We start from the raw sequence: 22,214 nt of genomic DNA on the forward strand, positions 1-22,214 counted from the left end.
AAGTTTACTTCTAGCAATGATAACGCACGTTTTTGAGTGGTTCGATTACAGTTAGACATTGCTGATATACCACCCAAGTCCCCGAACATTTTTGATTCTATCTTGTCCGACCTTTTTACGTAAGCTATGAATTAAGAACTCAATGGCATTGCTTTCAACTTCATCGCCCCAGCCATATAAAGAATCTTCCAGCGCGTTTTTAGACATGACTTTATCAGGAGATAGCATAAAGGTCGTGAGGAGCATATATTCTTTTGCAGTTAAATCGATAGGGTTACTATCCATCATAACGCGTTTGTGCGCGGTATCTAGACTTAGATTGCCAACGGTAACGTGATTGTCAGCCATGCCTTGAGAGCGTCGTATCAATACTCTCATGCGTGCAAATACTTCGCCCAATTCAAAGGGTTTGACGACATAATCATCAGCTCCTGAGTCTAAGCCTGCAATTCTATCTTTTAACTGATCACGTGCAGTGAGTATCAAGACCGGTGTCTCAATCTTAGCATCCCGAATAGCCGTTAATACGCCCATGCCGTCAACCTCTGGCAGACCTAAATCTAAGAGAATGATATCATAAGGTTGTACTTTTAACGTCAGAATAGCCTGACGACCATTCTTGACCCAGTCGACCGTATAGGCTTCATCCTGTAATGCTTCGCTAAGACTTTCGCCAATCATCAAGTCATCTTCAACCACCAATACTCGCATTAAATCTCCTTACCTATAGAGCCTATAATAAAATCTGAGACGTTCAGCGCAACTATTTTAGTGATCGCTGTCTATCGGATTAATAATAACCTGACATATCCTATTGTCGATAATAAAATCAGATAGCTGTACCTCTTTAAAAGAAGAGTAGGCGATAGGTTTAGAAAATAAAAAGTACAATCACTATGTAGTTGATGCAATGATCTTTGGGTAAAAGGGTGCAGATTAGTATTCAATTATAGTGATGACGTCTAGAAGATGTATCAATAAAAAAGCAGCAACTAATATCTATGCTATCGAGATATCGGCTACTGCTGTGCATTAACGTTAATGTCTCGTTCAATCTTAGTCGTCTCTATCAATCTGACTGCTTAACACTTTACCAGTATTGGCATCTACGCTTACATCATACTTTTGATTGCCTTTGACCACTTCGATATCATAGATAGACTGACCTTTTTCCAAATCAAATGTAGCGGCTATTACTTTGCCATTCACGCTTTGAGTGGCTTTTTGGATAGCGCTATTCATAGATACTTTGGCTTGCTTCATGGCGCTATATTCAGCCATGTCTTCTTTATCCAATCTCTCTTGTTCAGACTTAATCACTTTACCCGTATCGGCATCGATTTTTACTTCGTAAGAAGTGCCATTTGCGATGAGCTTAACTTCATATTCATTAGTCGCATCGTCGTCGTCATAGTCAAACTCTGCACTGATAAGGTCGCCTTTAGCATTTTTTTTGGCTATAGCAATCGCTTGCGCTAGGCTGATTTTACTTTGCATGGCACTGATGGCTTCATTTGAACTTGTTGCGGCTTTGGTATTAGAAATAGGTGCTGCGAAAGCGGCTGCACTGACACCTACCACCGTAAGGGTAATGATTGCTGACTTGGTTAGCGCTGATAAATTTTGCATGAGGATCACCTTTATATTAAGTTTATGTCTGACAGTTTGTTTATTGATTTTGTCAGCTACCTTGTTGGTATGGGTCTATCATACGAAATAAGACATAGGAGAAACTTAGCGAGAGCCAAAGGTTTTAAATCACATGTTACGTATAATCATCATCAGACAATAAAAAAGACCTTCAATCTCTTAAAGGTCTTGCCTCTTATATATGGTGGGCTAAGTATCAACTTAGCTGAATAATTAAACCATTGGTTTTTAAAGATATTTTAAAAAATAAAATTGTTATACCAATAAGATATTTGAGTAGTAATCCAATTGGATAACTAAACTTATAAATAAAAAATCTGTAAGAAATTATTGTTACTACCTGTAAGATCAGTATTTTATCATGATTGCTAATATCGAAATATCAACAAAAACAGAGCAAGAGTCGCATGAGGTGGAGTGAATTACTTGATAGTTGGAGTCTCTGCTCATTAAGTTTTACAACAGGCTTTCAACAGCTGGAGTGGCAACCCAAGGTACAATAGCAGAGTGGGCGGTTACCTACCTGCTGATTGTCTTTTATCAGACGTATGGAAAAAATTGATGTGGACAGTAATGCTTGACGTTTTATGAGCAGCTACTTAAAAGTGATATTTACAATCACAGCACGCTATTCGATGATAAATAAATACATGGCGTATTTCAATCAGTGTGAGAGAGATAACACTTGTAAAGGCCTTATTCTTTATCTTAGAATGATGCTCTTAACAGTTTATGTGTTATGTTAGATTTTCTTTCTAGAGTCATTCAAACTGCAAAGTATTTATTCATAAATATTACTTATATAATATCAGTTGGTAATAGATGACAACATCATGCTTACTAAGTGGCGAACGCTCACTCTAAGACACTCATCACCAGTAACATTATGGTTTGGCATGCTGCTTGCGTGCTTTGCCTGGATCATGCATTTCTCGATGTTGCTGACGCCTTTATGGGATGATAACGCCCATTTAGGTCACGGCATTTGTATCAAGCTTGCACCTGTTGTCTCAACCGCTAAGCAGTACGAGCAAATACAGGCAGATATTACCCATACTGCACACAATATGCCTGATGATAGCGCCGCTTTTCATCTGCACCATCATACCGCTCCTAATTCCTTAGCATCGACTTCAAACGCCAGCTCAATAGTAAATGCTCACACAGAACTGTCGTCAAAAGAGTTACATAGCAAGCATCACCCTGAAAGCTCTGATCCAGATGCTATAAAACATGCCAGCTGTGATATTTGTCTTTCTATGACGGCGGTGCTTACACCAGAAGTGTTTGCACACACTGACTCTGCTTTATTTGAGTTGCCCGCCGTATTAGTCGCGTTTTTATATCACTCAACCACTCACTATCCTAGTCATTTTCTACGGCCTCTCACCCGCGCTCCTCCTCAAGCCATATTTCAATAACCTTAAACATTCATAGTTCAATATTTTATTGGTGCATTGGCACTCGCTATCAATCAATAAGCTTACTTATTGCTTTGATTGATGGTTTGTACTCGCTTGTCCAAAACACGGTATTTAAAATACAGTGCCCAAAATATTGTGCTTAAAATGCTATTTATTTATATCAGTACCTATTCAGTAAGCACCTCATCTGAGCTCTTAAGTGGCTTGGATTGTATGTTGGTGCAAAAAACGGAATAGCTGATTCAATTATGTTTTAGGAGTCATTTTTATGACGATGGCATTGTTAACAGCAGCGTTGTTAATGGGATTTTTTGGTTCACCGCATTGCTTAGGCATGTGTGGGGGGATTGTTGCAGCATTCGGCTTGTCTATGAAAGACATTAGCCCAGCAAAAAAACGAGGCTTAATCGCCACTTATCATTTAGGTCGATTACTCAGTTATGCACTATTAGGACTGATTGCAGGTTTGATTGGTACGGCTGTACTAGCGCCACTGATGGTGGGCAATAGTACGCCTCGCATCTTACTGGGGCTGGTTTTGGTGTTTGTCGGACTGACGATGCTCGGCCTTCCTTTTTTAAATAAGCTTGAGCGACTTGGTATGCGCTTATGGCAAGCACTCGCACCCCTACGTACAAAAGTCTTTCCCTTAAATACCGTTCCTCGGGCACTGGCAGCCGGTTTGCTCTGGGGCTTTTTGCCATGCGGTCTTGTGTATGGTGCGTTACTCATTGCCGTTGTGGGTCATGACCCATTGACAGGCGCTGTTCTGATGTTTGCTTTCGGTCTTGGGACGATTCCGATGCTGGTGGCTACTCATGAAACCGTCAATTGGGTACGCCATCATATTGGGCGTCTACGTCTACGACAATTGAATGGTGTGATCATGATGATATCGGGATTGGCCGTTATCGCTGTACCCATCATCATGGCAAACATGCATGGACATATGGATCACGGGCAAATGAATCACGAGCAAATGAGTCATGAACAGATGAATCACGAGTAAATGAATCACGAGCACTGAAAACTAAACAGTCGGACTCTGCTTCTAGCGCTTGCCATCCTTTAGATAGCGAAGCCTAAAATGACGAGTGTCGTCAAGAACAGAGCCATATAGCCCATTATTATTTAAGGATCTACTAATGAGTAGACAAAGTCAGAAACCAAAAAATTCTCAGCATTACTTTACCGTGTGGCGTTGGCACTTTTATTCAGGGATTTTTATTGCCCCTTTTTTAATTATTCTTGCTTGTACTGCGCTTGGCATGTTGCTGATGTCTAATACGACTGGCCGAGATTACGATCGCTTGACCATTATGCCGCAGGCTACGGTACAAACGCCTGTTTCCACCCAAGCCAAAGCTGCACTTGAAAGCGTGCCTGATAGTACGCTTGTCAAATACATCGCGCCCCGAGAGCCTAATACCGTTGCGCTGTTTCAAGTACGATCAGACAGTCAAGACAACATGGTCGCTATTGATCCTTATACGGCAGATATCGTCAAAAGCATCCCGACGCAAAGCAATTTGTATCATACTTTTGATGCGATTCATGGTGATCTACTTTTAGGAACAGTCGGTGACTATATCCAAGAAACCACGGCAGCGTTGACCATCCTGATGATTCTAACAGGTTGGTATTTGTGGTGGCAAAAACGCAAGTCGGTCAAAGCAATGTTAGTCCCTGACAATGATACTAATCTGAAAAAAAAGCGCTCGTTTTTTCGAACCATTCACGCCACTTTAGGAAGTTGGATATCTATTCTACTTCTATTTTTCTGTATTTCTGGCATGGCATGGGCAGGTATTTGGGGTGGCAAAGTGGTACAGGCATGGAGTCAATTTCCTGCTGGCAAATGGGGCGTGGCTCCTGTACCTATTTCGATCAATCCCGATGATCCTCATGCGGGTATGGATATGAGTGGGGCTAAGCCACACGTTCATGGTTCAGACAGCACACCAACACATGGTAGCGTCTTAAATACAGGTAAGACTAAAGAGGTGCCTTGGGTACTTGAGCTAACACCAATGCCAATCTCTGGCACGACCAAAGGAGAGAATGGTATAGCACCCAACATACCTATCAACGTAGATACGGTAAATCAGTATGGCCATGAGATAGGATTCACAGGCCGCTATCATATGAACGTACCTCAAGGCGATACAGGTGTCTGGACACTCAGCCAAGATTCTATGAGCTATGATATGCACAGTCCCACGGCTGACCGTACCGTACATATTGATCGCTATTCTGGTAAAGTATTGGCAGATATTCGCTATGACGACTACAACGCGTTCGGGAAGTTTATGGCAGCAGGTATCGCCATACATATGGGCACACTTGGATGGTGGAGTGTGCTTGCTAATGTACTGTTTTGCTTAGCCGTCATCGGCATTTGTATCAGTGGTTATATGATGTGGTGGCAGCGCAGGCCTAGCGCTCAAGAGGTGGCTGGGCTAAATCCACCAGCTCGCGGTAGTAAGAGATCGATACCTATCTGGCTGATGGTCGTACTACTTGTCGTAGCAGTCATCTTTCCCACAGCAATCATTGCTATTATCGGCATAGCGTTGTTAGACTTTTTGGTTATCTCGCGTTTTTCTGTTTTGGAGAAACTGTTGAAATAACGCTTTATCAAAAGTAAGACCACAACAAATGCGATGGTTTTTACTATCACATTTGTTGTGTTATTAAATAGTTCTAAGGAATGACATCATACTTAAATAGCAAAATAGCTACTATCGAGCAAATGAGTACACTAAGAAAGATGTAAAAGAACAAGCCATCATTTGCCAACTTTTTTTCAACTTCAGAGTATCCTAAAGTATCAAACGTAATATGATCAAAATCCTCATCTATGTTGGAATAGTTTATTATCTTGACACATTCTACAAAATGCTCTACAAACCAACTTGGCCAAGTTTCTGGTTTAAATGGCGAAACACTACTTAATTGCGTATGATTTGAAATCTTTTCCCAGTTACTATCGTTTAGATAAAGGCTATGCATGTGCCAATCTGAAAAGCTATAACCACCTACTTTTTCGGTAAAAATAACATCTACCTCTTTGTGATTGACGTCTTGAAAAATTCTTTTCATAAGAGAAAATACAATGCCCTTTGAGCCTTCTAAACACTGCAAAAAGCTTTCTTCGTTATTGCACAAAAAGCCCGTAATATTATTGCCTTTATTGAAGCGCTCTGAGTGAGTCTGTATATGTTTAAACACAGACTTCTTATTGGTATTTACCTTACTGATATATATTAATCGTATGAGAGAATCTGGAGAGATATCGCTCATACAACCTTCTAATGATTCATGATTTATTATGCTCATTCTTACGTCCACTCTCCCGAACAACCTTATACTTTTATTAATAAAATAGTTGCTATTTTACATGTTTTCTAAGTATTGGTTCAGGTTCAGCGTATGAAAAATATCTTTATACGTCCATAATCACAGCTCTGACAATGCATATTGATCTGACATTTCTTAATAATGCCCAATCAATAGATAGGTATAATATCTCTAGATTGCAGCGCGACGCGCACATCATTACCCATCGTATCTTCACTAAGATAAGTAGTACGAGGCTTGACTGTGTTCCAAAGTTTCTTAGCTGTCAGTGTCTCAATGAGACTTGGCTTAATAATAGGGAATTTAGATTTATTAAAAAACTTAAGCGTGAAAAATTCCAGACGGCATTAAGGGCTCGAAAAGTAGCATTGGCTTGTGAGGGGCTGAGTTTGGTTAACGCCAAGTGTTTTTCAGTCACGTTGCTTTGCATAATGTCGTTCATGGACTTATCTAGCCACTCTGCCAGCTTACCTAGTATCTGCCGATTGTATGTAGCAATGGTGGATGGTTTAAGTCCAGATTTATGAGAGAGGTAATATTCATAAACTTCGCTAAGGGTAGGTACAACCACGTTTTTCATATTGTCATTAAATGGGTCTTTGCACGAAACGGCAATCCAACCAAAAGCAGCAGACAATAAAAAACCCTTATAAACCGTGGCTTATAAGGGTTTGAATATGGTGGGCCCAGTAGGACTTGAACCTACGACCAAAGGATTATGAGTCCTCTGCTCTAACCAACTGAGCTATGGGCCCTAACGTTAGACGCACAATGATACCTGATTTTTTGAATTTTTCAAGTAAAAGATAGAAAGTTGTGAAGAAATTTCTTATTAAGCGCAATTTTATATTAAACAAGGCTTCCAGCTAAGGTCAAACTACGCCCGCCATCAATTGTGATAATCTCGCCAGTAATATAATGAGCCTCTACCAGATACAGCACGCTGTGGGCAATCTCATCAGGTCTTCCTATCCGCTGTAGAGGAATTGAGCGTATGATATTTTGTTGTTGCTCATAATCAAGCGCTTGGTCGCTATCCATTTCTGGTAATACATTGACCCCAGGCGCGACGCCGTTGACTCGTATGTCCGGTGCCATCTCTAATGCCAAAGACTGTACCATCATGCGGTGAGCGGCTTTCGCCATGTTATAGACAGTATAGTTAACGAAAGGCCTATCATGGGCATGAATATCGAGTAGGCTGACAATACAGCCTTTTTGCTGTTTCAGGTAAGGGGATAGGGCTTGGCTTAACCACAAAGGCGCTTTGGCATTGGTTAAAAAAAGCTCATTCCACTGTGTATGACTGATGTCTCCAAGCGGACTTGGATAGAAGCGGGAGGCATTGTGAACCAGTACATTTAGCTGACCAAAGGCATGTATGACCTCATAGACGAAAGCAGTTAGTGAGTTAACCTCTTCAATAATAGATAAATCAGCAACCACAATAGCAGCACTAGCGGTACGTATATGATTGAGTTTTGCTGCTAGAATTTTGGCTTCTTGCTCACTAGAGTGACAGTGAATGATGACTCTATAGCCTTGGTAATGTGCGGCTTCGATAGTGGCAGCGCCGATGCGTTTAGCGCTACCAGTCACCAGCATCACTGGCGCATCGTTATGAGCTGTGGGCGTAGTAGGTTTTTGGTTCATCACAATTACTTATTTTATGTTCAAAATTAAATTTTAATAATGTTAGTAGTGATTGGTCTGCAAATGATCGATTCTGGCTTGCTGCAAAGCGTCACCAATCGCAGGACCTTTTAGGTTTGGCTCGATATCTGCCATACCGATAGCATGAAAGCTATTGAGCGCAATCATCATCTGACGGTGCTGGATTGCTAACTGTAAGACATGGCTGGTTACTAGCAGTTGTGAGAGCTTATCAGGCTCCTTGTGAGCACCGCAAACTTGTATCAACTCAATTTTTTCGGCAGCATCAAGCGTATCTATTGTTGCTAGTTTTTTAATCTGTTGAACGAATAACTTGGCAAATTGGGTGTGCGCTTTTGGCACCTTAACCGCATTACCTATATCAAGAATTCCTTTTGTAATCGTTGATTCGTCAGGCTTTGATTCCTTGTATTTCGGATCAAACCAAGCAGGGTCGAGACTGGTCATCAGTAAGGCCCAGCGCTGTGACAAGCTCAGTTGCATTTGACCTGAAAAGTATAACGCTGTTTGTATCGTTTCTCGTACATGAACGTTCGCCCAAGCATGATGTAGCGACGCAAAATACTCGCTTAGTGCACCGATATCGTACAGTTGTTGCCAGTATACTTGAGGTGATAGCTGCATGGTTGCATGACTCGATTCTTGCCAGACACGCTCTGCACTCAAATGCATAAGCTCCCCTGAGTCTACAAGCTGGCGCATCAGTATCAGGGTCTCATCAGCGATGGTAAACCCCAAATCATAATAACGGCTATAAAAACGAGCCGTTCGCAAGACCCTTAATGGGTCTTCACTAAATGCAATGGAGACATGGCGTAAAGTTTTACTCTCTATATCAGCCAGCCCCCCATAATAATCTATCACGTCTCCTGTGATAGGGGAGTCGTCCATTAAGCCTTTGACTTCGATGGCCATGGCGTTGATGGTCAAATCACGACGCTGCATATCGTCTTTTAAGCTGACCTCGGTGCTGGCATGGACACTAAAGCCTTGATAGCCAACGCCTTGCTTACGCTCGGTACGAGCCAGTGCGTATTCCTCGTGACTGATAGGATGCAAAAACACAGGAAAATCCGCGCCCACTTGCTGGAAGCCTGCGTCCAGCATTTCAGACACTGTGGCACCAACCACAACAAAATCTTTGTCTTTAACAGGACGCCCTAACAGATGGTCACGAACAGCCCCGCCAACGAGATAAACTTGCATATCACTCTCTTTTTTTGACCCAATTTTACTTACCCAGCTTGCACTGAGCAAAAAAAACCAGTCAACGCGATTTGAGTGGCGTTGACTGGTTTTAGTATAGCAGACAGGTTCTATCAATAGACAATAGAACCTGCTTAATCATATTTTCATACGGCTATATTCGCATACCAAGTATGAAGTACTGCTAAATATGACGTATTACTGATTCTCGTTTTCTAAGTCTTGAGCTTCTGTCACAGTAAGAGCAGTCATGTTGACGATACCACGTGCAGTCGCTGATGGCGTTAGAATATGTACAGGCTTACAAGTTCCGAGTAGGATAGGGCCAATAGAGGCACTACTGGTTGCTGTTTTTAAGAGGTTAAAGGCAATGTTCGATGCATCAAGTGTTGGCAAGATAAGCAGGTTTGCAGCGCCTTTCAATGGACTTGATGGCATTTGGTTTGAACGAATGATTTCGTTAAGTGCCGCATCACCTTGCATTTCGCCTTCAAACTCGAAGTCAACATTCATGTCAGTCAGTAACTGATGAACTTTGCGCATTTTTACTGCGCTGGCACGATTTGATGCGCCAAAGTTAGAATGAGAAACCAGCGCGACACGTGGCGTGATACCGAAGCGATGTAACTGCTCGGCAGCCAAAACAGTCATCTCAGCCAACTGTTCAGCGGTCGGGTCTTCATGAACATAGGTATCAGCGATAAAGATATTGCGATCTTGCATCAATACAGCATTCATAGCATAAAAATCATTGATGCCTTCTTTTTTGCCAATGACGTTTTTGACATACTCTAAATGCATCTGATAATCACTGAACGTACCACAAATCATGCCATCAGCATCACCGTTGTCGACCAGCAAAGAGCCAATTAAGGTAGTTTTGCGGCGAACATCACGACGAGCAAGCTCAATACTGACACCGCGGCGTTTGTTTTTCTCATAATACCCCTGCCAATATTCTTTATAGCGAGGATCATCATCTTGATTAACGATAGTGATATTTTCACCATCTTTTAAACGTAAGCCTAATTTTTTGATGTGATCGTTGATAACGGCTGGGCGACCTACCAAGATAGGTTGAGCAAGTCCTTCATCAACCACAACCTGTACTGCTAGTAAGATATTGTTGTCTTCACCTTCACAATATACGATACGCTTTGGCGCAGATTTAGCACGAGCAAAGATAGGCTTCATGACAAACGCAGAGTTGTAGACAAACTCTGATAGACGCTGACGATAAGCTCTCATGTCTTCGATCGGCAAGGTTGCTACCCCTGAGTCCATTGCCGCTTTGGCAACAGCAGAAGCGATTTCAATGATTAAGTTTGGCTCTAGCGGACCTGGGATTAAGTAGTCGCGACCAAAGCTCTGAATGGTTTCAATGTTTCTAGCACTAGTGGTTGGTGTGGCTTCAACGTGTGCCATCGCAGCGATTGCTTTGACACAAGCAACTTTCATTTCTTCATTGACCGTTGTTGCGCCAACGTCTAAGGCGCCACGGAAAATATAAGGGAAGCATAGCGCGTTGTTTACCTGATTTGGATAGTCTGAACGACCAGTTGCCATAATGACGTCTGGACGAACGGCGTGTGCCAATTCTGGCATGATCTCTGGCGTTGGGTTTGCTAGTGCAAAGACAATAGGGTCTTTTGCCATACGGCGCACCATATCTTCTGACAACGTGCCTGGCATGGATAGACCCAAGAACATGTCAACATCGTCCATGACTTCTTCGATAGACGTAGCGGTTGTATCACGAGCATAGCGCTGCTTGGTTTCATCAAGATTTTCACGGCTGGTGCTGATAATACCGCGTGAATCGGAAACGAATATGTTGTTTTTATTGACACCCAAAGCGCAAATAATATCTAGACAAGAAATAGCTGCCGCGCCTGCACCTGAACAGACAATTTTAATCTCTTCAATCTTTTTGCCAGTAATCAACAACGCATTGAGCATTGCCGCCGCAACGATAATAGACGTACCATGCTGGTCATCATGGAAGACCGGAATATTCATGCGATCACGTAGCTCGCGCTCGATCTTGAAACACTCTGGTGCTTTGATATCTTCTAAGTTAATACCGCCAAATGTAGGCTCAAGAGAAGCAACGGCCTCGATGAATTTGTCAGGATCATTTTGTGCAATTTCAATATCAAAAACGTCGATACCGGCAAATTTTTTGAATAGAACGCCTTTACCTTCCATCACAGGTTTTGATGCCAATGGACCAATATTACCTAAACCCAGCACAGCAGTACCATTGGTAATAACACCGACCAAGTTGTTGCGCGCCGTATATTTGGCTGCCAATTTTGGATCTTTTGCAATTTCAAGACAAGGTACGGCGACACCTGGCGAATAGGCAAGCGCTAAATCGCGTTGATTGGCCAGCTGTTTGGTAGGGGTGACTGATATTTTACCTGGGCGTGGGAATTCATGGTAATGTAAGGCAGCTTGTTCAAACTGCTCTTTTTCTGTACTAAGATTGTCCGTATTCAAACTGGTATCGTCATTCATAATAATGGCCATGGTTGGAATAAATTGTATTAAAGTAAAGGGTGGTAAGTATGTCAGATGCTTAAAAGATCATTGAATGATGAAGATCAAAGCGTAAACTGACATGGGGCAACAATAATAAGCGATTGAATATCAGATTAAAAAAACAGCCTAATACAGGCCATCCTCCTAATATCATTGGCAATCCACTACATTGTTAACAGCAATGGACAGCACGAATAATATACTAAAATGATATTCATTATTTCGCCACTTGATAATACTAAAGACTATAGTCCTTTATCAACCATAATCTCTACATTATTGTTATTATTATTGCTCAATATTAGCGCTTATGATGAGCAACTGATTGGCATTTGCGGTGCATTAGGATGAGGGGGTGTGCTGTCAAGCTCAGTAGCAATATCCTGTACATCGTAAGGGCTTTTTAATAATGAAAATAAGCGATCGACTTCTTCAAACTGACCTTGCTCTGCCGCCGTGATTGCGCGCTGCGCCATACTGTTCCGTAAGACATAGACAGGATTGTGGGTTCTCATGTCATTGATGGCTTGCTCAAAAGATACAAGCTCTATTCGGGCCAAATAAGCGATTGACCAATCTTGCCATGCTTTTTGTGCTTTTTGATTGAGCTCTGTCGTCATCATTGCGAGTAGATGCCGCTCATAAGGATGTTCGTCTGGCGCGACAAGACCCAATAACGCTCTAAAGCTGTTAGTATAATCCAGCAGGTTGTCTTCGAGCAGCGTCAACCACTCAAATGCCAAGGTTAAGCTGTCTCTTTCATGCGGCAGTCCAAGCTTACGGCACAGTCCTTGTTGATAGTGCTGCATAAAGGTTGCTTCATAAGGCGCTAAGCATTCTGATAGCGTCTCACGAGTCACTCCTTCTAAACGCATAAAATGCGGCAACCATATATTGAGGTTCCAATGTCCAATGGCAGGCTGGTTTTGGTAGGCATAGCGTCCGGTATGGTCAGAGTGATTATTAATCCAAGCAGGATTAAAGCGCTCCATGAAACCAAAAGGACCAAAGTCTAATGTACTACCAGTAATCGATAAGTTGTCTGTATTCATCACTCCATGGGCAAAACCAATCAATTGCCAGTCGGCGATCATCTTTGCTGTGCGTTCAACCACAACCGTCAAAAATACCGGTACTGGTGTCTCACTATCGCGGCACTCTGGATAATAAGTGTCGATCATATAATCGGTAAATTCACCAAGTAAATCCGGTGCAAAGCTGGCAATCCATTCAACATGACCAAGGCGAATATGACTGTCTGCCACGCGCATCAAGGCCGCGCCTGCTTCCATACGCTCGCGGCGCACCTTGGTGTCAGAGACAACAAATCCTAATGCATTAGAAGACGGAATACCAAGCTGAGTAAGCGCATGGCCACATAAGTATTCGCGAATGGTGCTGCGTAACACCGCACGCCCATCCCCCATACGTGAGTAAGGTGTTAGGCCAATACCTTTCAAATGTAAATCTTGCAACTTGCCTTGCTTATCCACCACCTGCGCCATCAATAGCCCGCGCCCGTCACCCAATTGACCAGCCCATTGTCCAAATTGATGTCCTGCGTAAGCCATAGCAAGCGGTTTAAAATCAGCTGGCACATATTGACCAGCAAGAATATCAACCCAGTGTGTCATGAGCTCTTCATCATCTGTCCAGCCCAATTGCTGAGCAACTTGCTCGTTAAAATGCCCAGCACGCGGATTTTCTAGAGGCGTTGGTGGCTGCTCATGATAGAGGCGAGTGTCCAAGTTAATATAAGTGTTTTTATAATGCATACAGCCGCTCCAATTGCTCAATAAAATGAATGACTCACTATAGCATAGCCTTTACGCTGCATCGTTTTACTATGTCCATCTCTTGTAATATATGACAACTTAATCGTTGCTGTAAAATATTGCGATACTAAAATAGTATAAAGCGACATAAAAAAACCCCCTATCTTTTGCAGATAGAGGGAGGGAGAAACATCAAAATAAAAGAGCTTGATTACAAATACATCATTAGCAATTAAGCCGCTTTGGTGTTTTGACCAATAGAACGAAACGCTGTTTTTAAATTGCTATTATGCTCAAGTATCTTTTGCTCAATCTTGGCATAGTCATGCTTTAGCTTATCATCAACTTCATGCAATCGATCAGCAAACTCTGTCTTTTTCAGCTCGATCGTCTTCGCCTTGAGTGCTTGCCATTCTTCAACTGTTTGCGTGAATGCATCGTATTCAAACTTAATGCGATCTTGGAAAGCTTTCATTGCGTGCGGCAAATCAAGGCCTGTGCCAGTTGCAGTATCAATCTGCTGTTGTGCCTTTTTGAACTGCATTTGCACTTCAGCATGCTTGATGGTTGTGTCATCAACTGTCCGCAACTCACTGGTCAAACCAAGTTTTGATAAACCAGCAATCAACCATTTGGTTGGGTCATATTGCCACCATTTCACACCATTACGGTAGTCGTATTGGAAGAAATGATGATAGTTATGATAGCCTTCACCCCAAGTCACTAGTGCCAAGAAGAAGTTATCTCGTGCACTATTGGTATCGGTATAAGGGCGCGTACCAAACATATGGCATAAAGAGTTAATGAAGAAGGTAAAGTGGTGCGTTAAGACCAAGCGTAACAGACCAACGATAACCAGCGTGCCCCATACGTCACCAAGTAGCCAGCCAATTGCAGCAACCATACCGACGTTCAGCGCCACTACCCATAAACCATAATATTTATGTTGAATTTGTAGCGTTCTGTCTTTGGTCAAATCTGGGATGTTTTTGTAGTCAAACTTACCACTCGGGTAGTTACGCAGCATCCAACCAATATGACTGAACCAAAAACCGCGCTTCGCTGAATACGGATCGTCCAAACGATGATCCACATGGCGATGGTGAGTACGGTGACCTGATACCCAATCAAACGCAGAACCCTGAACCGCTAGAGTAGAGCCAAGCAACAAAAAGTTTTTTACCACTGGATGTGCTTTGTAAGCACGATGCGATAACAGACGGTGATAACCAGCAGTGATGCTGATACCAGTCCAAACCATAAAGGCACCGAATACACCCCAAACAGGTGCGCTGACATTATGAGTAAACAAATACCAGGGTGTAATGATAGCCGCAGCGATAGGCGTGGCTACCAGTATGGTCGCTGGAATCCAGTTGATTGGTGCTTTTGTAAACTCAAACTCACGCATATCAATACTGGCTTCTGTGCTAGAAACCTCAGTTTGATCAACGTCAGCGTAGTTGCGTTTGGCAACAGGCTGCTCATTGAGTGCGCTTTTCGTTTTATTCTCATCGTAACGTGTTTTAAAACGTGAGACTTGAACGCTGGCAGCTTTTACAAGCGTATCACCAGATTTGATAGCGAAACGTAAGCCTTTAAGCGGGAAGCCAAGTGCTTTTTTTGCAATCATATAATATCCCTAGCGGTATTAATTTAAGACCCTATAGTACCTGAAAAACATCATAAAGTGAACAGTTATGCACTATAAAAATATTGCTAAATAACAATAACTTGTATCGATTATAGAATGTATTTGCAAAAATAATCGGTCACTTATCAGGCGTTGGGTGAAAGTGTAAGAAACACGGTAAATATGTATGGTTTTGGGGGTAAAAGGTACGAAATGCAAGTGGGCTAATTTAAGAGCAAATAACTCGGAAAATCGGTGATAATAACGTCAGCCTGCCATTTAATCAATTGCTGAATACTATCCGTGTCATTGACTGTCCACGCGCTAACGGGTAAGCCGTAGCGATGGCTATGTTTGATAAAGGAATGACTGAGTAGCGGATGATACACACCGAGTCGAGTACAGCCAAGGGTCATCGCCGTATTGGTAGCGACCATTAAGGCCTCAGGCGTACGAATTAATAAGCCGCGCGGGATATGTTTTAATCGTTCACTGCGCTGTAGTCGTGCATGTAGCTCCACATCGAAACTGGTTAAAACTATGGGTAGAGTGGACAAAGGACTGTGTATCAAATCCTGTACTAGTGCTGCGATCAGTTTATTATAGTTAGTACGAGCATGTGTTTTGATTTCAAGCTCAATATAAATAAAGCCATTCAAAGCTGAGGCGATACTGGTCAATGTGACAATCTGCTGACCGAATTGTCGCTGTCGCTGTATCTCTTTAATATTTAGCTGATCGATGCGCGATTGCTGACCACACATACGTGCCAAATCATCATCATGGAATACTACCAAACAACCATCAGCGCTTAATTGAACATCAAACTCAATGCCGGTTAAGCCGCGTGTCATCAGACGCTGTGCATACTCAAAACCCATTACAGTATTTTCTAATGACTCACCACGAGCACCGCGATGACCTAATAACAGCGTACGTTCAAAATTTATCATGGCTCACACAGTGTTGCGACTTTTACGAGTAATCATATAGTGTCATAGGGATGGCGTCTAATGGTTTTTATGGATAGGTCTTTGTTGATGAATAAAGGTTCAATCTGGTTTATCGATATCGTTCATATCTTAGTTTGTTATGTTTTTGCAACTAAGTGTAGTTTTTAGGCCTAACAAGGGGCGCTATTTGTACATACAGAGGTTACAATAATGACCATTCCGTTCAGAAAACAAACAGTAATGGGTTTTATAACCTAGGATAGTTAGAAGGGCGGTCTGAACATCAATCACTGTCCATCAGTGGCGGTACGAATTAGTAATTGGGAGCAAGAACAGCATGAGCGTAGCAAATAATAGTTTGAGCAAGTGGCACAAAGTTGCTGGAGTTGGCATTGTATGTAGTTTGGCGCTTGCAGGCTGCGATCGCTCAGAGAAGGAAGACACCACTCAGGCAGCAGAAGTAACGGAGCAAGAGCCAGTCGTTGAAGAAAACACGGTGGCCAATGCTGTCAATTGTGATGATCCAATGGTACAAGATCGTCTTAAAGCCGCTTTGAAAAACACACTCAATCAACAAGCCCAAACACTGGCTGCTAACTACGCAAACGACTCAGAAATCAGTTTAGACAACGGCGTCGTCACCAATAAAACCAATGGCATTATGATAGATGTACAAAATGCAGCTGTCATACAAGAAGCCAATAGCAATGGTATGACCACTTGTCAAGCAAGCGTTAGCATGACATTGCCAAGTGAAGATCTATATCAAGCAAGTCAAGTGCAAGCGGCCAATAACCAGCCAAGTTTACAGTCACGTTTGGCACAAAACAACATTCGTATTAATAACAATATGTTAGTTGATGACGCCTTTACCTACGTGGTTGGTACCCAAGGTGGTCAAGTACGCACGCGTATTGCTGGGCAGCCAGCTTTGTTGACCGTAGTCGCTGATGTGATGGCAAGCTCTGTATACCAATCAGCGATGGACAATGAGCGTGCCCAGCGCGCCGCTGCTCAGAGAAGTGACAGCAATAACCAACCAGCGCCAGCTCGCCAGCCTAGACCAACAACGCCAGTAGAGCCAACTCGTCCTGCTGAGCCTACTACGCCACCGACAGTCAATCGTCCAAATAGCAATCAAGACAACGCGACAGGAAATAGTGCAGCAACCGCCCCATCTTCTGAAACCAAAAATTCTACAACACCTGCTTCACCAAAGCTAGTACCTAAAGATGAAAGTATCGATATGGTCATTATTGAAGACGATAGCGCGACTTACTAATTCGTCAGATCAGCACTGTTGTTAAGTATCGGTATCAGTGAATGGTACTTTACCAAAAAATCCCGCAAAACTTATATTGCGGGATTTTTTTATATCATTATTGGTCTTTAGCAAATACTTGTAATACTTGACTGTCCCACAGTACTTCAGACACTTGCTTAGGATCTGTACAAAAGCGCGCAGCGACAAACAACCAATCAGATAAGCGGTTGATAAGGCTCACTGCGGTAGGACGAATCGCCTCTGGACGTTGCTGCTGTAATGAAACCGCTTGACGCTCAGCACGGCGACAAACACAGCGTGCGATATGCAATTGACTGACCAAGACCGAACCCGTTGGCAAAATAAAATCTTTTAGTGGGGGTAAGCTTGTATTCATGGCATCAATTTGCTGCTCTAACCAGTCAATATGAGTGGCATTGATGCCTTCGTATTCTGGCATGGCAAGCTCACCGCCTATATTGAATAATAGATGCTGGATGATGACTAATGCTTGCTCAAAGTCTGCTGCTTGTTGTGGCAACACATGGGCAAGTAGTGGCTGATTTGATATCTGATTGTTGGCTGGTTGAGCCAAGTGTGCACGCACAAGGCCAATGTGTGAGTTGAGCTCATCGACATCACCCATGACATTGAATAAATGATCCGCTTTACTAACGCGGCTACCATCTGCCATGCCCGTACTACCATCATCTCCCGTGCGTGTATATATTTTACTTAAGCGATTGCCCATGTTGATGCCCTTGGTTGTTTTTAGAATCGAATAATATTAGTTGCGCGCTCATTGTAGTATTTTATGGCTGTTTTCGCTAAGATAATGGGTTAAGTTTTATATGACCCGCATTTTTTAATACTAGAATACTTGTATTATCCTCTATGTTTATTGATTCTACGTTTTACTCATAGCGTTGACCTGTCATATTTTACTTATATTGTTATTTTATTCTCTATACTTTTAATAAATAAAAAGGCTTTTTTACTATGACCACACCACTTGCAGACGCTATGTCTCAGCTTGCAATCTACGACTCACTCACTGGGCGCAAGCAGTCATTCAAACCGCTTGTTGAAGGCAAGGTTGGCATGTATGTGTGCGGCATGACCGTTTATGATTATTGTCACATCGGTCACGCAAGGGTGATGGTTGGGTTTGATATGGCCGTTCGCTGGCTCAAGCAATTGGGTTATGACGTCAATTACGTGCGCAACATCACGGACATTGATGACAAAATCATTGCTCGTGCTGCTGAAAATGATGAAGAGATTGGTGTATTGACCGAGCGATTCATTAAAGCGATGCACGAAGATGCCGCTGCACTTGGCTGTGAGAGACCTGATCTCGAACCACGTGCGACAGCGCATATCGATGAGATGCAACAAATGATTGAGACTCTTGTCACAGGTAATTATGCGTATGCAGGTGACAATGGTGATGTCTATTATGCCGTCGATAGTTTTGCCGACTACGGTAAGTTATCGAAGCGTAATCTAGAGGATATGCAGGCAGGCGCACGAGTCGATGTCGAAAATGATAAACGCAATCCTTTCGACTTTGTATTGTGGAAAGCGGCAAAACCTGACGAGCCGCAGTGGGCATCGCCGTGGGGACAAGGGCGTCCGGGTTGGCATATTGAATGCTCGGCTATGTCAACCAAATGCTTAGGTCATACTTTTGATATTCACGGCGGCGGTCATGACTTACAGTTCCCGCATCACGAAAACGAGATAGCTCAATCAGAAGCTGCGACGGGGTGTGAGTATGCTCGTAACTGGATGCACGTTGGATTTATCAACGTCGATGGTGAAAAAATGTCCAAGTCATTGGACAACTTTTTTACCATTCGTGATGTCGTTGCCAAGTATTTGTCTGAAACAGTACGGTTTTTCTTACTATCTAGCCACTACCGCAGTCAAGTGAACTTCTCAGATAGTGCTTTGGATGAAGCACACAATAGCCTAAGCAGACTATATAATGCATTAAAATTGGCTGAACAGCAAAAAGGGCAAGCAATCGTAATCGATGAAGACTTGACTACCGAAGCATATCGTACGACTGCTGGACAAGATTTTATTAAAGCCATGAATGATGATTTTAATAGCTCTACAGCGATTAGTGTGTTATTTGGGCTAGCACGTGATATCAATAAGGCGATTAAAGCGGAAGACGTAGAGACAGCTTGGAAATTGGCTCAGCAGCTCAAAGCGCTGGCACAAGTGCTCAATATTTTACAACAACCCGTGCAGCAATTTTTGCAAGCCGTAGTAGGTGATACCACTGAGAACAGCTTAACAGATGTGATGATCGATGATCTTATTGTTGAGCGTGCAGAGGCCAAGACCAACAAAAATTTCGCGCGTGCAGATGCCATACGTGAGCAATTAAAAGAAGCAGGTATTGAGCTTGAAGACAGCCGAGCAGGTACAACATGGCGCCGTGCATAAGGTAAAAATTACAAAACATATCCATTTATAGTAATAAACTAAGTCAGCTATATGCTGGCTTTTTTTGTAAACTGCATCCACCGATTATTAACTTAAACAACACACGTTTTGCATCCAAACCTTATATGAATTGATGGCTTTTAAAGATATGAATACTCTCAAAGACCGCTCTAGAGCAGTCAATAATATGAAAACCAAGGTTAACGATAGTTCGTTGAACGGTATTCAATACGTGCATGAGAATGACGAATTACGGCGTTATCATGGCTTTCAGTTTCTGCTGGCTTCTTTATTTATTGTGATAAGCGCCATTTGTGTGCCAATTGCGTCTGCCCAAGCAGCAAGCAATGCTGATACACAAAGCAGTAGTGAGGACAGCACAAGCGCGCCAGCTACCCTAGCTGAATATGCATCGCAAAAGATTGATACGATTAAAAGTCATAAGATAAAGCTTTCTGATGTTTCAGAAGAGATGTTTGACCCAACTGAGCGAAATGCCGTAGAACAAGCAGGCACAATGCAAGGCGACGCTAGTCTGACGGGGGAATACAATGAGAGCTATTATGAACTGAATAAGCTCAATGCGGGACTACCGCCATTATCTGTGCCGCCAAACTTGACAACCCCGCTTGCAACCTTAGAGTTTTTTCAATCAGCGGTGATGAAGCAGCAATATGACTTGGCAGCTTATGCTCTTAACATGAATTTAATTGATGAAAAAATTCAGCGCAGTCGTGCTATTGAACTTGCAAAGCGTCTGGATTTTTTGTTATCTGAAAAAAAGCTTTATGTCTTTGATGATTTGCCGGATCGACCAGATGGTTTGATGGAGCCATTACTAGGTAATGAGAGTAGTGTAACAGGTATTGTTAGGCGCTCCATTCAGCTGGGCTATATTGATTACCGCGAACGCCGTGTTCCTATTTATTTGCAACGAGTACGGATAGAAGACAGTGCCCCTATTTGGGTGTTTTCTGAGCAAACAGTGGGCAATATTGACAATCTTTATGAGCAGTATCACCCATCAGAGTTTGAGCGCTATTTACCAGAATGGTTAAAACTTAAGTTTTTTGGTATTGCTCTGTGGGAGTTTATCGCACTCACGACTTTTCTCTTACTCACAATGGGGCTTGGCTGGCTGTTGAGCAAAGGCACAGAAAAGCTGATCAGTCGCTATATCAATGCCGAAGAGTACAGCATGTATGTAGGCAGTAGCAATGGCGTTGCTGATTTGGTTAGTAAGTTGACGGTGCCTTTGACGTTTACCATCAGCTTTTTATTGGTTTTTACATTAGTCTCAGGCGGCTTTCCTTATCTAGATGCGGTCGCTTCATCCACTCGTCCATTAATTTGGATCGTTTTGGTCTTTAGTGCCATGTGGTTGGGTATTCGTGTCATTAACTTCTTTGCCAATCGCTACCAAAGTATGCAGATTGAAAACCTAGGAGAAGAGCAATTCGATAAAGTGCGACGTCGACGCACCTATGTATCAATCTTTCGCCGCGTGTTTATCTTTTTTATGATTCTAGGGAGCATTTGGATTGGACTCAGTGAGTTTACCAATATCGAAGGCTTGGGCCGAACCTTATTGACCTCAGCTGGTATTGCCAGTGTGGTCATCGGTATCGCAGCACAGCCTATATTAGGCAATATCATCGCAGGTGTGCAAGTGGCAGTGACACAGCCCGTGAGAATTGGTGATAGCGTGATTATGAAAGGTAACTTTAGTACGGTTGAAGACTTACGATACACTTATGCTGTCCTAAAAACATGGGACGAACGACGATTGATCGTACCGATGCGTGAGTTGATTACTGAAATGGTTGAGAACTGGTCACATACAGAAGTGCATCAAACCTGTCCTGTGTTTTTGTATATCGATTATGGAGCAGACATTGAGGCCATTCGCCAACATTTCATATCCGTGACTAAAAAAAATGAGCTTTGGGATAATAAAACTGAACCTCAAGTGTTTGTCGTTGAGGTGACTGAAAAGACGATTCAGCTGCGTGGCGCCGTGTCTGGGGTAGGGCCTATCGAGGCATGGACACTCGCTTGTGAAGTACGCGAACAGATGCTTGGCTATTTACATGAGCAGCAACACCAGTACTTGCCCACAGAGCGTTTTACGTTAGGTGAAAGTAAGTAGTAAAAAATGATCAGTAACGAGTCACAGTTGCTAGCTACGACAGGAAGTGACTAATGTCATAAAGCGCTTGTGATTAAATAAAGACATGATTCTACAAAATAAGCATGCGCTCTGTCTGCTTA

Annotated in this window: 17 protein-coding genes and 1 tRNA gene; 6 read left to right on the forward strand and 12 right to left on the reverse strand. The window is 42.7% G+C overall.

Annotation, left to right across the window (positions count from 1 at the left end; genetic code table 11):
- Nucleotides 1–51 precede the first annotated feature (51 nt).
- Entirely contained in the window at nt 52–711 is a 660-nt protein-coding gene (locus CZ794_RS04505) for a response regulator (RefSeq protein WP_087040482.1), read from the reverse strand.
- Nucleotides 712–1,056: 345 nt separating this feature from the next.
- A complete protein-coding gene (locus CZ794_RS04510; protein WP_087040484.1) occupies nt 1,057–1,629 on the reverse strand; it encodes a PepSY domain-containing protein in 573 nt (190 codons plus the stop codon).
- 854 nt (nt 1,630–2,483) lie between these two features.
- Here CZ794_RS04510 and CZ794_RS04515 point away from each other — a divergent pair.
- From CZ794_RS04515 to CZ794_RS04525, 3 genes are all read left to right on the forward strand, one after another.
- Nucleotides 2,484–3,071: a hypothetical protein gene (locus tag CZ794_RS04515; RefSeq protein ID WP_143515701.1), complete on the forward strand. Its 588-nt coding sequence runs from the start codon at nt 2,484–2,486 to the stop codon at nt 3,069–3,071.
- A gap of 271 nt (nt 3,072–3,342) precedes the next feature.
- Nucleotides 3,343–4,083 carry a sulfite exporter TauE/SafE family protein gene (locus tag CZ794_RS04520; protein WP_087040486.1) on the forward strand — a complete coding sequence of 247 codons (741 nt, stop codon included), beginning with the start codon at nt 3,343–3,345 and terminating at the stop codon, nt 4,081–4,083.
- Between the two features lie 136 nt (nt 4,084–4,219).
- The gene (locus CZ794_RS04525; protein WP_087040487.1) at nt 4,220–5,704 is read left to right on the forward strand and encodes a PepSY domain-containing protein; all 1,485 of its coding nucleotides are present in this window, start codon (nt 4,220–4,222) and stop codon (nt 5,702–5,704) included.
- Between the two features lie 73 nt (nt 5,705–5,777).
- Here the strand turns inward: CZ794_RS04525 and CZ794_RS04530 are convergent, their stop codons facing one another.
- The 9 genes from CZ794_RS04530 to CZ794_RS04570 all read right to left on the reverse strand — a co-directional run bounded on the left by CZ794_RS04530 (nt 5,778) and on the right by CZ794_RS04570 (nt 16,219).
- Nucleotides 5,778–6,377 (reverse strand): BLUF domain-containing protein, encoded by a 600-nt coding sequence (locus CZ794_RS04530; RefSeq protein ID WP_179207243.1) that lies wholly within the window; start codon nt 6,375–6,377, stop codon nt 5,778–5,780.
- A gap of 322 nt (nt 6,378–6,699) precedes the next feature.
- Nucleotides 6,700–7,071 (reverse strand): hypothetical protein, encoded by a 372-nt coding sequence (locus tag CZ794_RS04535; protein WP_087040489.1) that lies wholly within the window; start codon nt 7,069–7,071, stop codon nt 6,700–6,702.
- 41 nt (nt 7,072–7,112) lie between these two features.
- Nucleotides 7,113–7,189 (reverse strand) — tRNA-Ile (locus CZ794_RS04540).
- A 94-nt stretch (nt 7,190–7,283) separates the two neighbouring features.
- The gene (locus CZ794_RS04545; RefSeq protein WP_087040490.1) at nt 7,284–8,087 is read right to left on the reverse strand and encodes a pteridine reductase; all 804 of its coding nucleotides are present in this window, start codon (nt 8,085–8,087) and stop codon (nt 7,284–7,286) included.
- A gap of 42 nt (nt 8,088–8,129) precedes the next feature.
- Nucleotides 8,130–9,314 carry a tRNA nucleotidyltransferase gene (locus CZ794_RS04550; protein WP_087040491.1) on the reverse strand — a complete coding sequence of 395 codons (1,185 nt, stop codon included), beginning with the start codon at nt 9,312–9,314 and terminating at the stop codon, nt 8,130–8,132.
- Between the two features lie 198 nt (nt 9,315–9,512).
- On the reverse strand, nt 9,513–11,834 hold the full coding sequence (locus CZ794_RS04555; protein ID WP_087040492.1) for an NADP-dependent malic enzyme: 2,322 nt from the start codon (nt 11,832–11,834) through the stop codon (nt 9,513–9,515).
- A gap of 332 nt (nt 11,835–12,166) precedes the next feature.
- Nucleotides 12,167–13,633, reverse strand: coding sequence for a YdiU family protein (locus CZ794_RS04560; protein ID WP_087040493.1), 1,467 nt, complete (start codon nt 13,631–13,633; stop codon nt 12,167–12,169).
- A gap of 232 nt (nt 13,634–13,865) precedes the next feature.
- Nucleotides 13,866–15,044: a fatty acid desaturase gene (locus tag CZ794_RS04565; RefSeq protein ID WP_179207251.1), complete on the reverse strand. Its 1,179-nt coding sequence runs from the start codon at nt 15,042–15,044 to the stop codon at nt 13,866–13,868.
- Between the two features lie 446 nt (nt 15,045–15,490).
- Nucleotides 15,491–16,219 (reverse strand): glycerophosphodiester phosphodiesterase, encoded by a 729-nt coding sequence (locus CZ794_RS04570; RefSeq protein WP_087040495.1) that lies wholly within the window; start codon nt 16,217–16,219, stop codon nt 15,491–15,493.
- A gap of 337 nt (nt 16,220–16,556) precedes the next feature.
- Between CZ794_RS04570 and CZ794_RS04575 the strand changes: the two genes are divergently transcribed.
- Nucleotides 16,557–17,501 carry a hypothetical protein gene (locus tag CZ794_RS04575; RefSeq protein WP_087040496.1) on the forward strand — a complete coding sequence of 315 codons (945 nt, stop codon included), beginning with the start codon at nt 16,557–16,559 and terminating at the stop codon, nt 17,499–17,501.
- Nucleotides 17,502–17,598: 97 nt separating this feature from the next.
- On the opposite strand, the gene CZ794_RS04580 is transcribed toward CZ794_RS04575, so the two are convergent.
- On the reverse strand, nt 17,599–18,234 hold the full coding sequence (locus tag CZ794_RS04580) for a cob(I)yrinic acid a,c-diamide adenosyltransferase (RefSeq protein WP_087040497.1): 636 nt from the start codon (nt 18,232–18,234) through the stop codon (nt 17,599–17,601).
- 248 nt (nt 18,235–18,482) lie between these two features.
- On the opposite strand from CZ794_RS04580, the gene cysS reads away from it, so the two are divergent.
- Together cysS and CZ794_RS04590 are read left to right on the forward strand one after the other, a co-directional pair.
- Entirely contained in the window at nt 18,483–19,943 is a 1,461-nt protein-coding gene (gene cysS, locus CZ794_RS04585) for a cysteine--tRNA ligase (protein WP_087040498.1), read from the forward strand.
- A 148-nt stretch (nt 19,944–20,091) separates the two neighbouring features.
- Nucleotides 20,092–22,092: a mechanosensitive ion channel family protein gene (locus CZ794_RS04590; RefSeq protein ID WP_256958863.1), complete on the forward strand. Its 2,001-nt coding sequence runs from the start codon at nt 20,092–20,094 to the stop codon at nt 22,090–22,092.
- Nucleotides 22,093–22,214: the final 122 nt, after the last annotated feature.

Origin of the sequence: Psychrobacter sp. JB385, assembly GCF_900163785.1 — a bacterium.
In the GTDB taxonomy this organism is placed as follows: Bacteria; Pseudomonadota; Gammaproteobacteria; order Pseudomonadales; family Moraxellaceae; genus Psychrobacter.

Bases quoted from the DNA above. Each gene is read 5' to 3' on its own strand.
- CZ794_RS04560 (WP_087040493.1), bottom strand. From the start codon at position 13,633: ATGCATTATAAAAACACTTATATTAACTTGGACACTCGCCTCTATCAT.
- CZ794_RS04505 (WP_087040482.1), bottom strand. From the start codon at position 711: ATGCGAGTATTGGTGGTTGAAGATGACTTGATGATTGGCGAAAGTCTT.
- CZ794_RS04545 (WP_087040490.1), bottom strand. From the start codon at position 8,087: ATGAACCAAAAACCTACTACGCCCACAGCTCATAACGATGCGCCAGTG.
- CZ794_RS04520 (WP_087040486.1), top strand. From the start codon at position 3,343: ATGACGATGGCATTGTTAACAGCAGCGTTGTTAATGGGATTTTTTGGT.
- CZ794_RS04575 (WP_087040496.1), top strand. From the start codon at position 16,557: ATGAGCGTAGCAAATAATAGTTTGAGCAAGTGGCACAAAGTTGCTGGA.
- CZ794_RS04550 (WP_087040491.1), bottom strand. From the start codon at position 9,314: ATGCAAGTTTATCTCGTTGGCGGGGCTGTTCGTGACCATCTGTTAGGG.
- CZ794_RS04570 (WP_087040495.1), bottom strand. From the start codon at position 16,219: ATGATAAATTTTGAACGTACGCTGTTATTAGGTCATCGCGGTGCTCGT.
- CZ794_RS04580 (WP_087040497.1), bottom strand. From the start codon at position 18,234: ATGGGCAATCGCTTAAGTAAAATATATACACGCACGGGAGATGATGGT.
- CZ794_RS04590 (WP_256958863.1), top strand. From the start codon at position 20,092: ATGAATACTCTCAAAGACCGCTCTAGAGCAGTCAATAATATGAAAACC.
- CZ794_RS04565 (WP_179207251.1), bottom strand. From the start codon at position 15,044: ATGCGTGAGTTTGAGTTTACAAAAGCACCAATCAACTGGATTCCAGCG.
- CZ794_RS04530 (WP_179207243.1), bottom strand. From the start codon at position 6,377: ATGAGCGATATCTCTCCAGATTCTCTCATACGATTAATATATATCAGT.
- CZ794_RS04555 (WP_087040492.1), bottom strand. From the start codon at position 11,834: ATGAATGACGATACCAGTTTGAATACGGACAATCTTAGTACAGAAAAA.
- CZ794_RS04515 (WP_143515701.1), top strand. From the start codon at position 2,484: ATGCTTACTAAGTGGCGAACGCTCACTCTAAGACACTCATCACCAGTA.
- CZ794_RS04525 (WP_087040487.1), top strand. From the start codon at position 4,220: ATGAGTAGACAAAGTCAGAAACCAAAAAATTCTCAGCATTACTTTACC.
- cysS (WP_087040498.1), top strand. From the start codon at position 18,483: ATGACCACACCACTTGCAGACGCTATGTCTCAGCTTGCAATCTACGAC.
- CZ794_RS04510 (WP_087040484.1), bottom strand. From the start codon at position 1,629: ATGCAAAATTTATCAGCGCTAACCAAGTCAGCAATCATTACCCTTACG.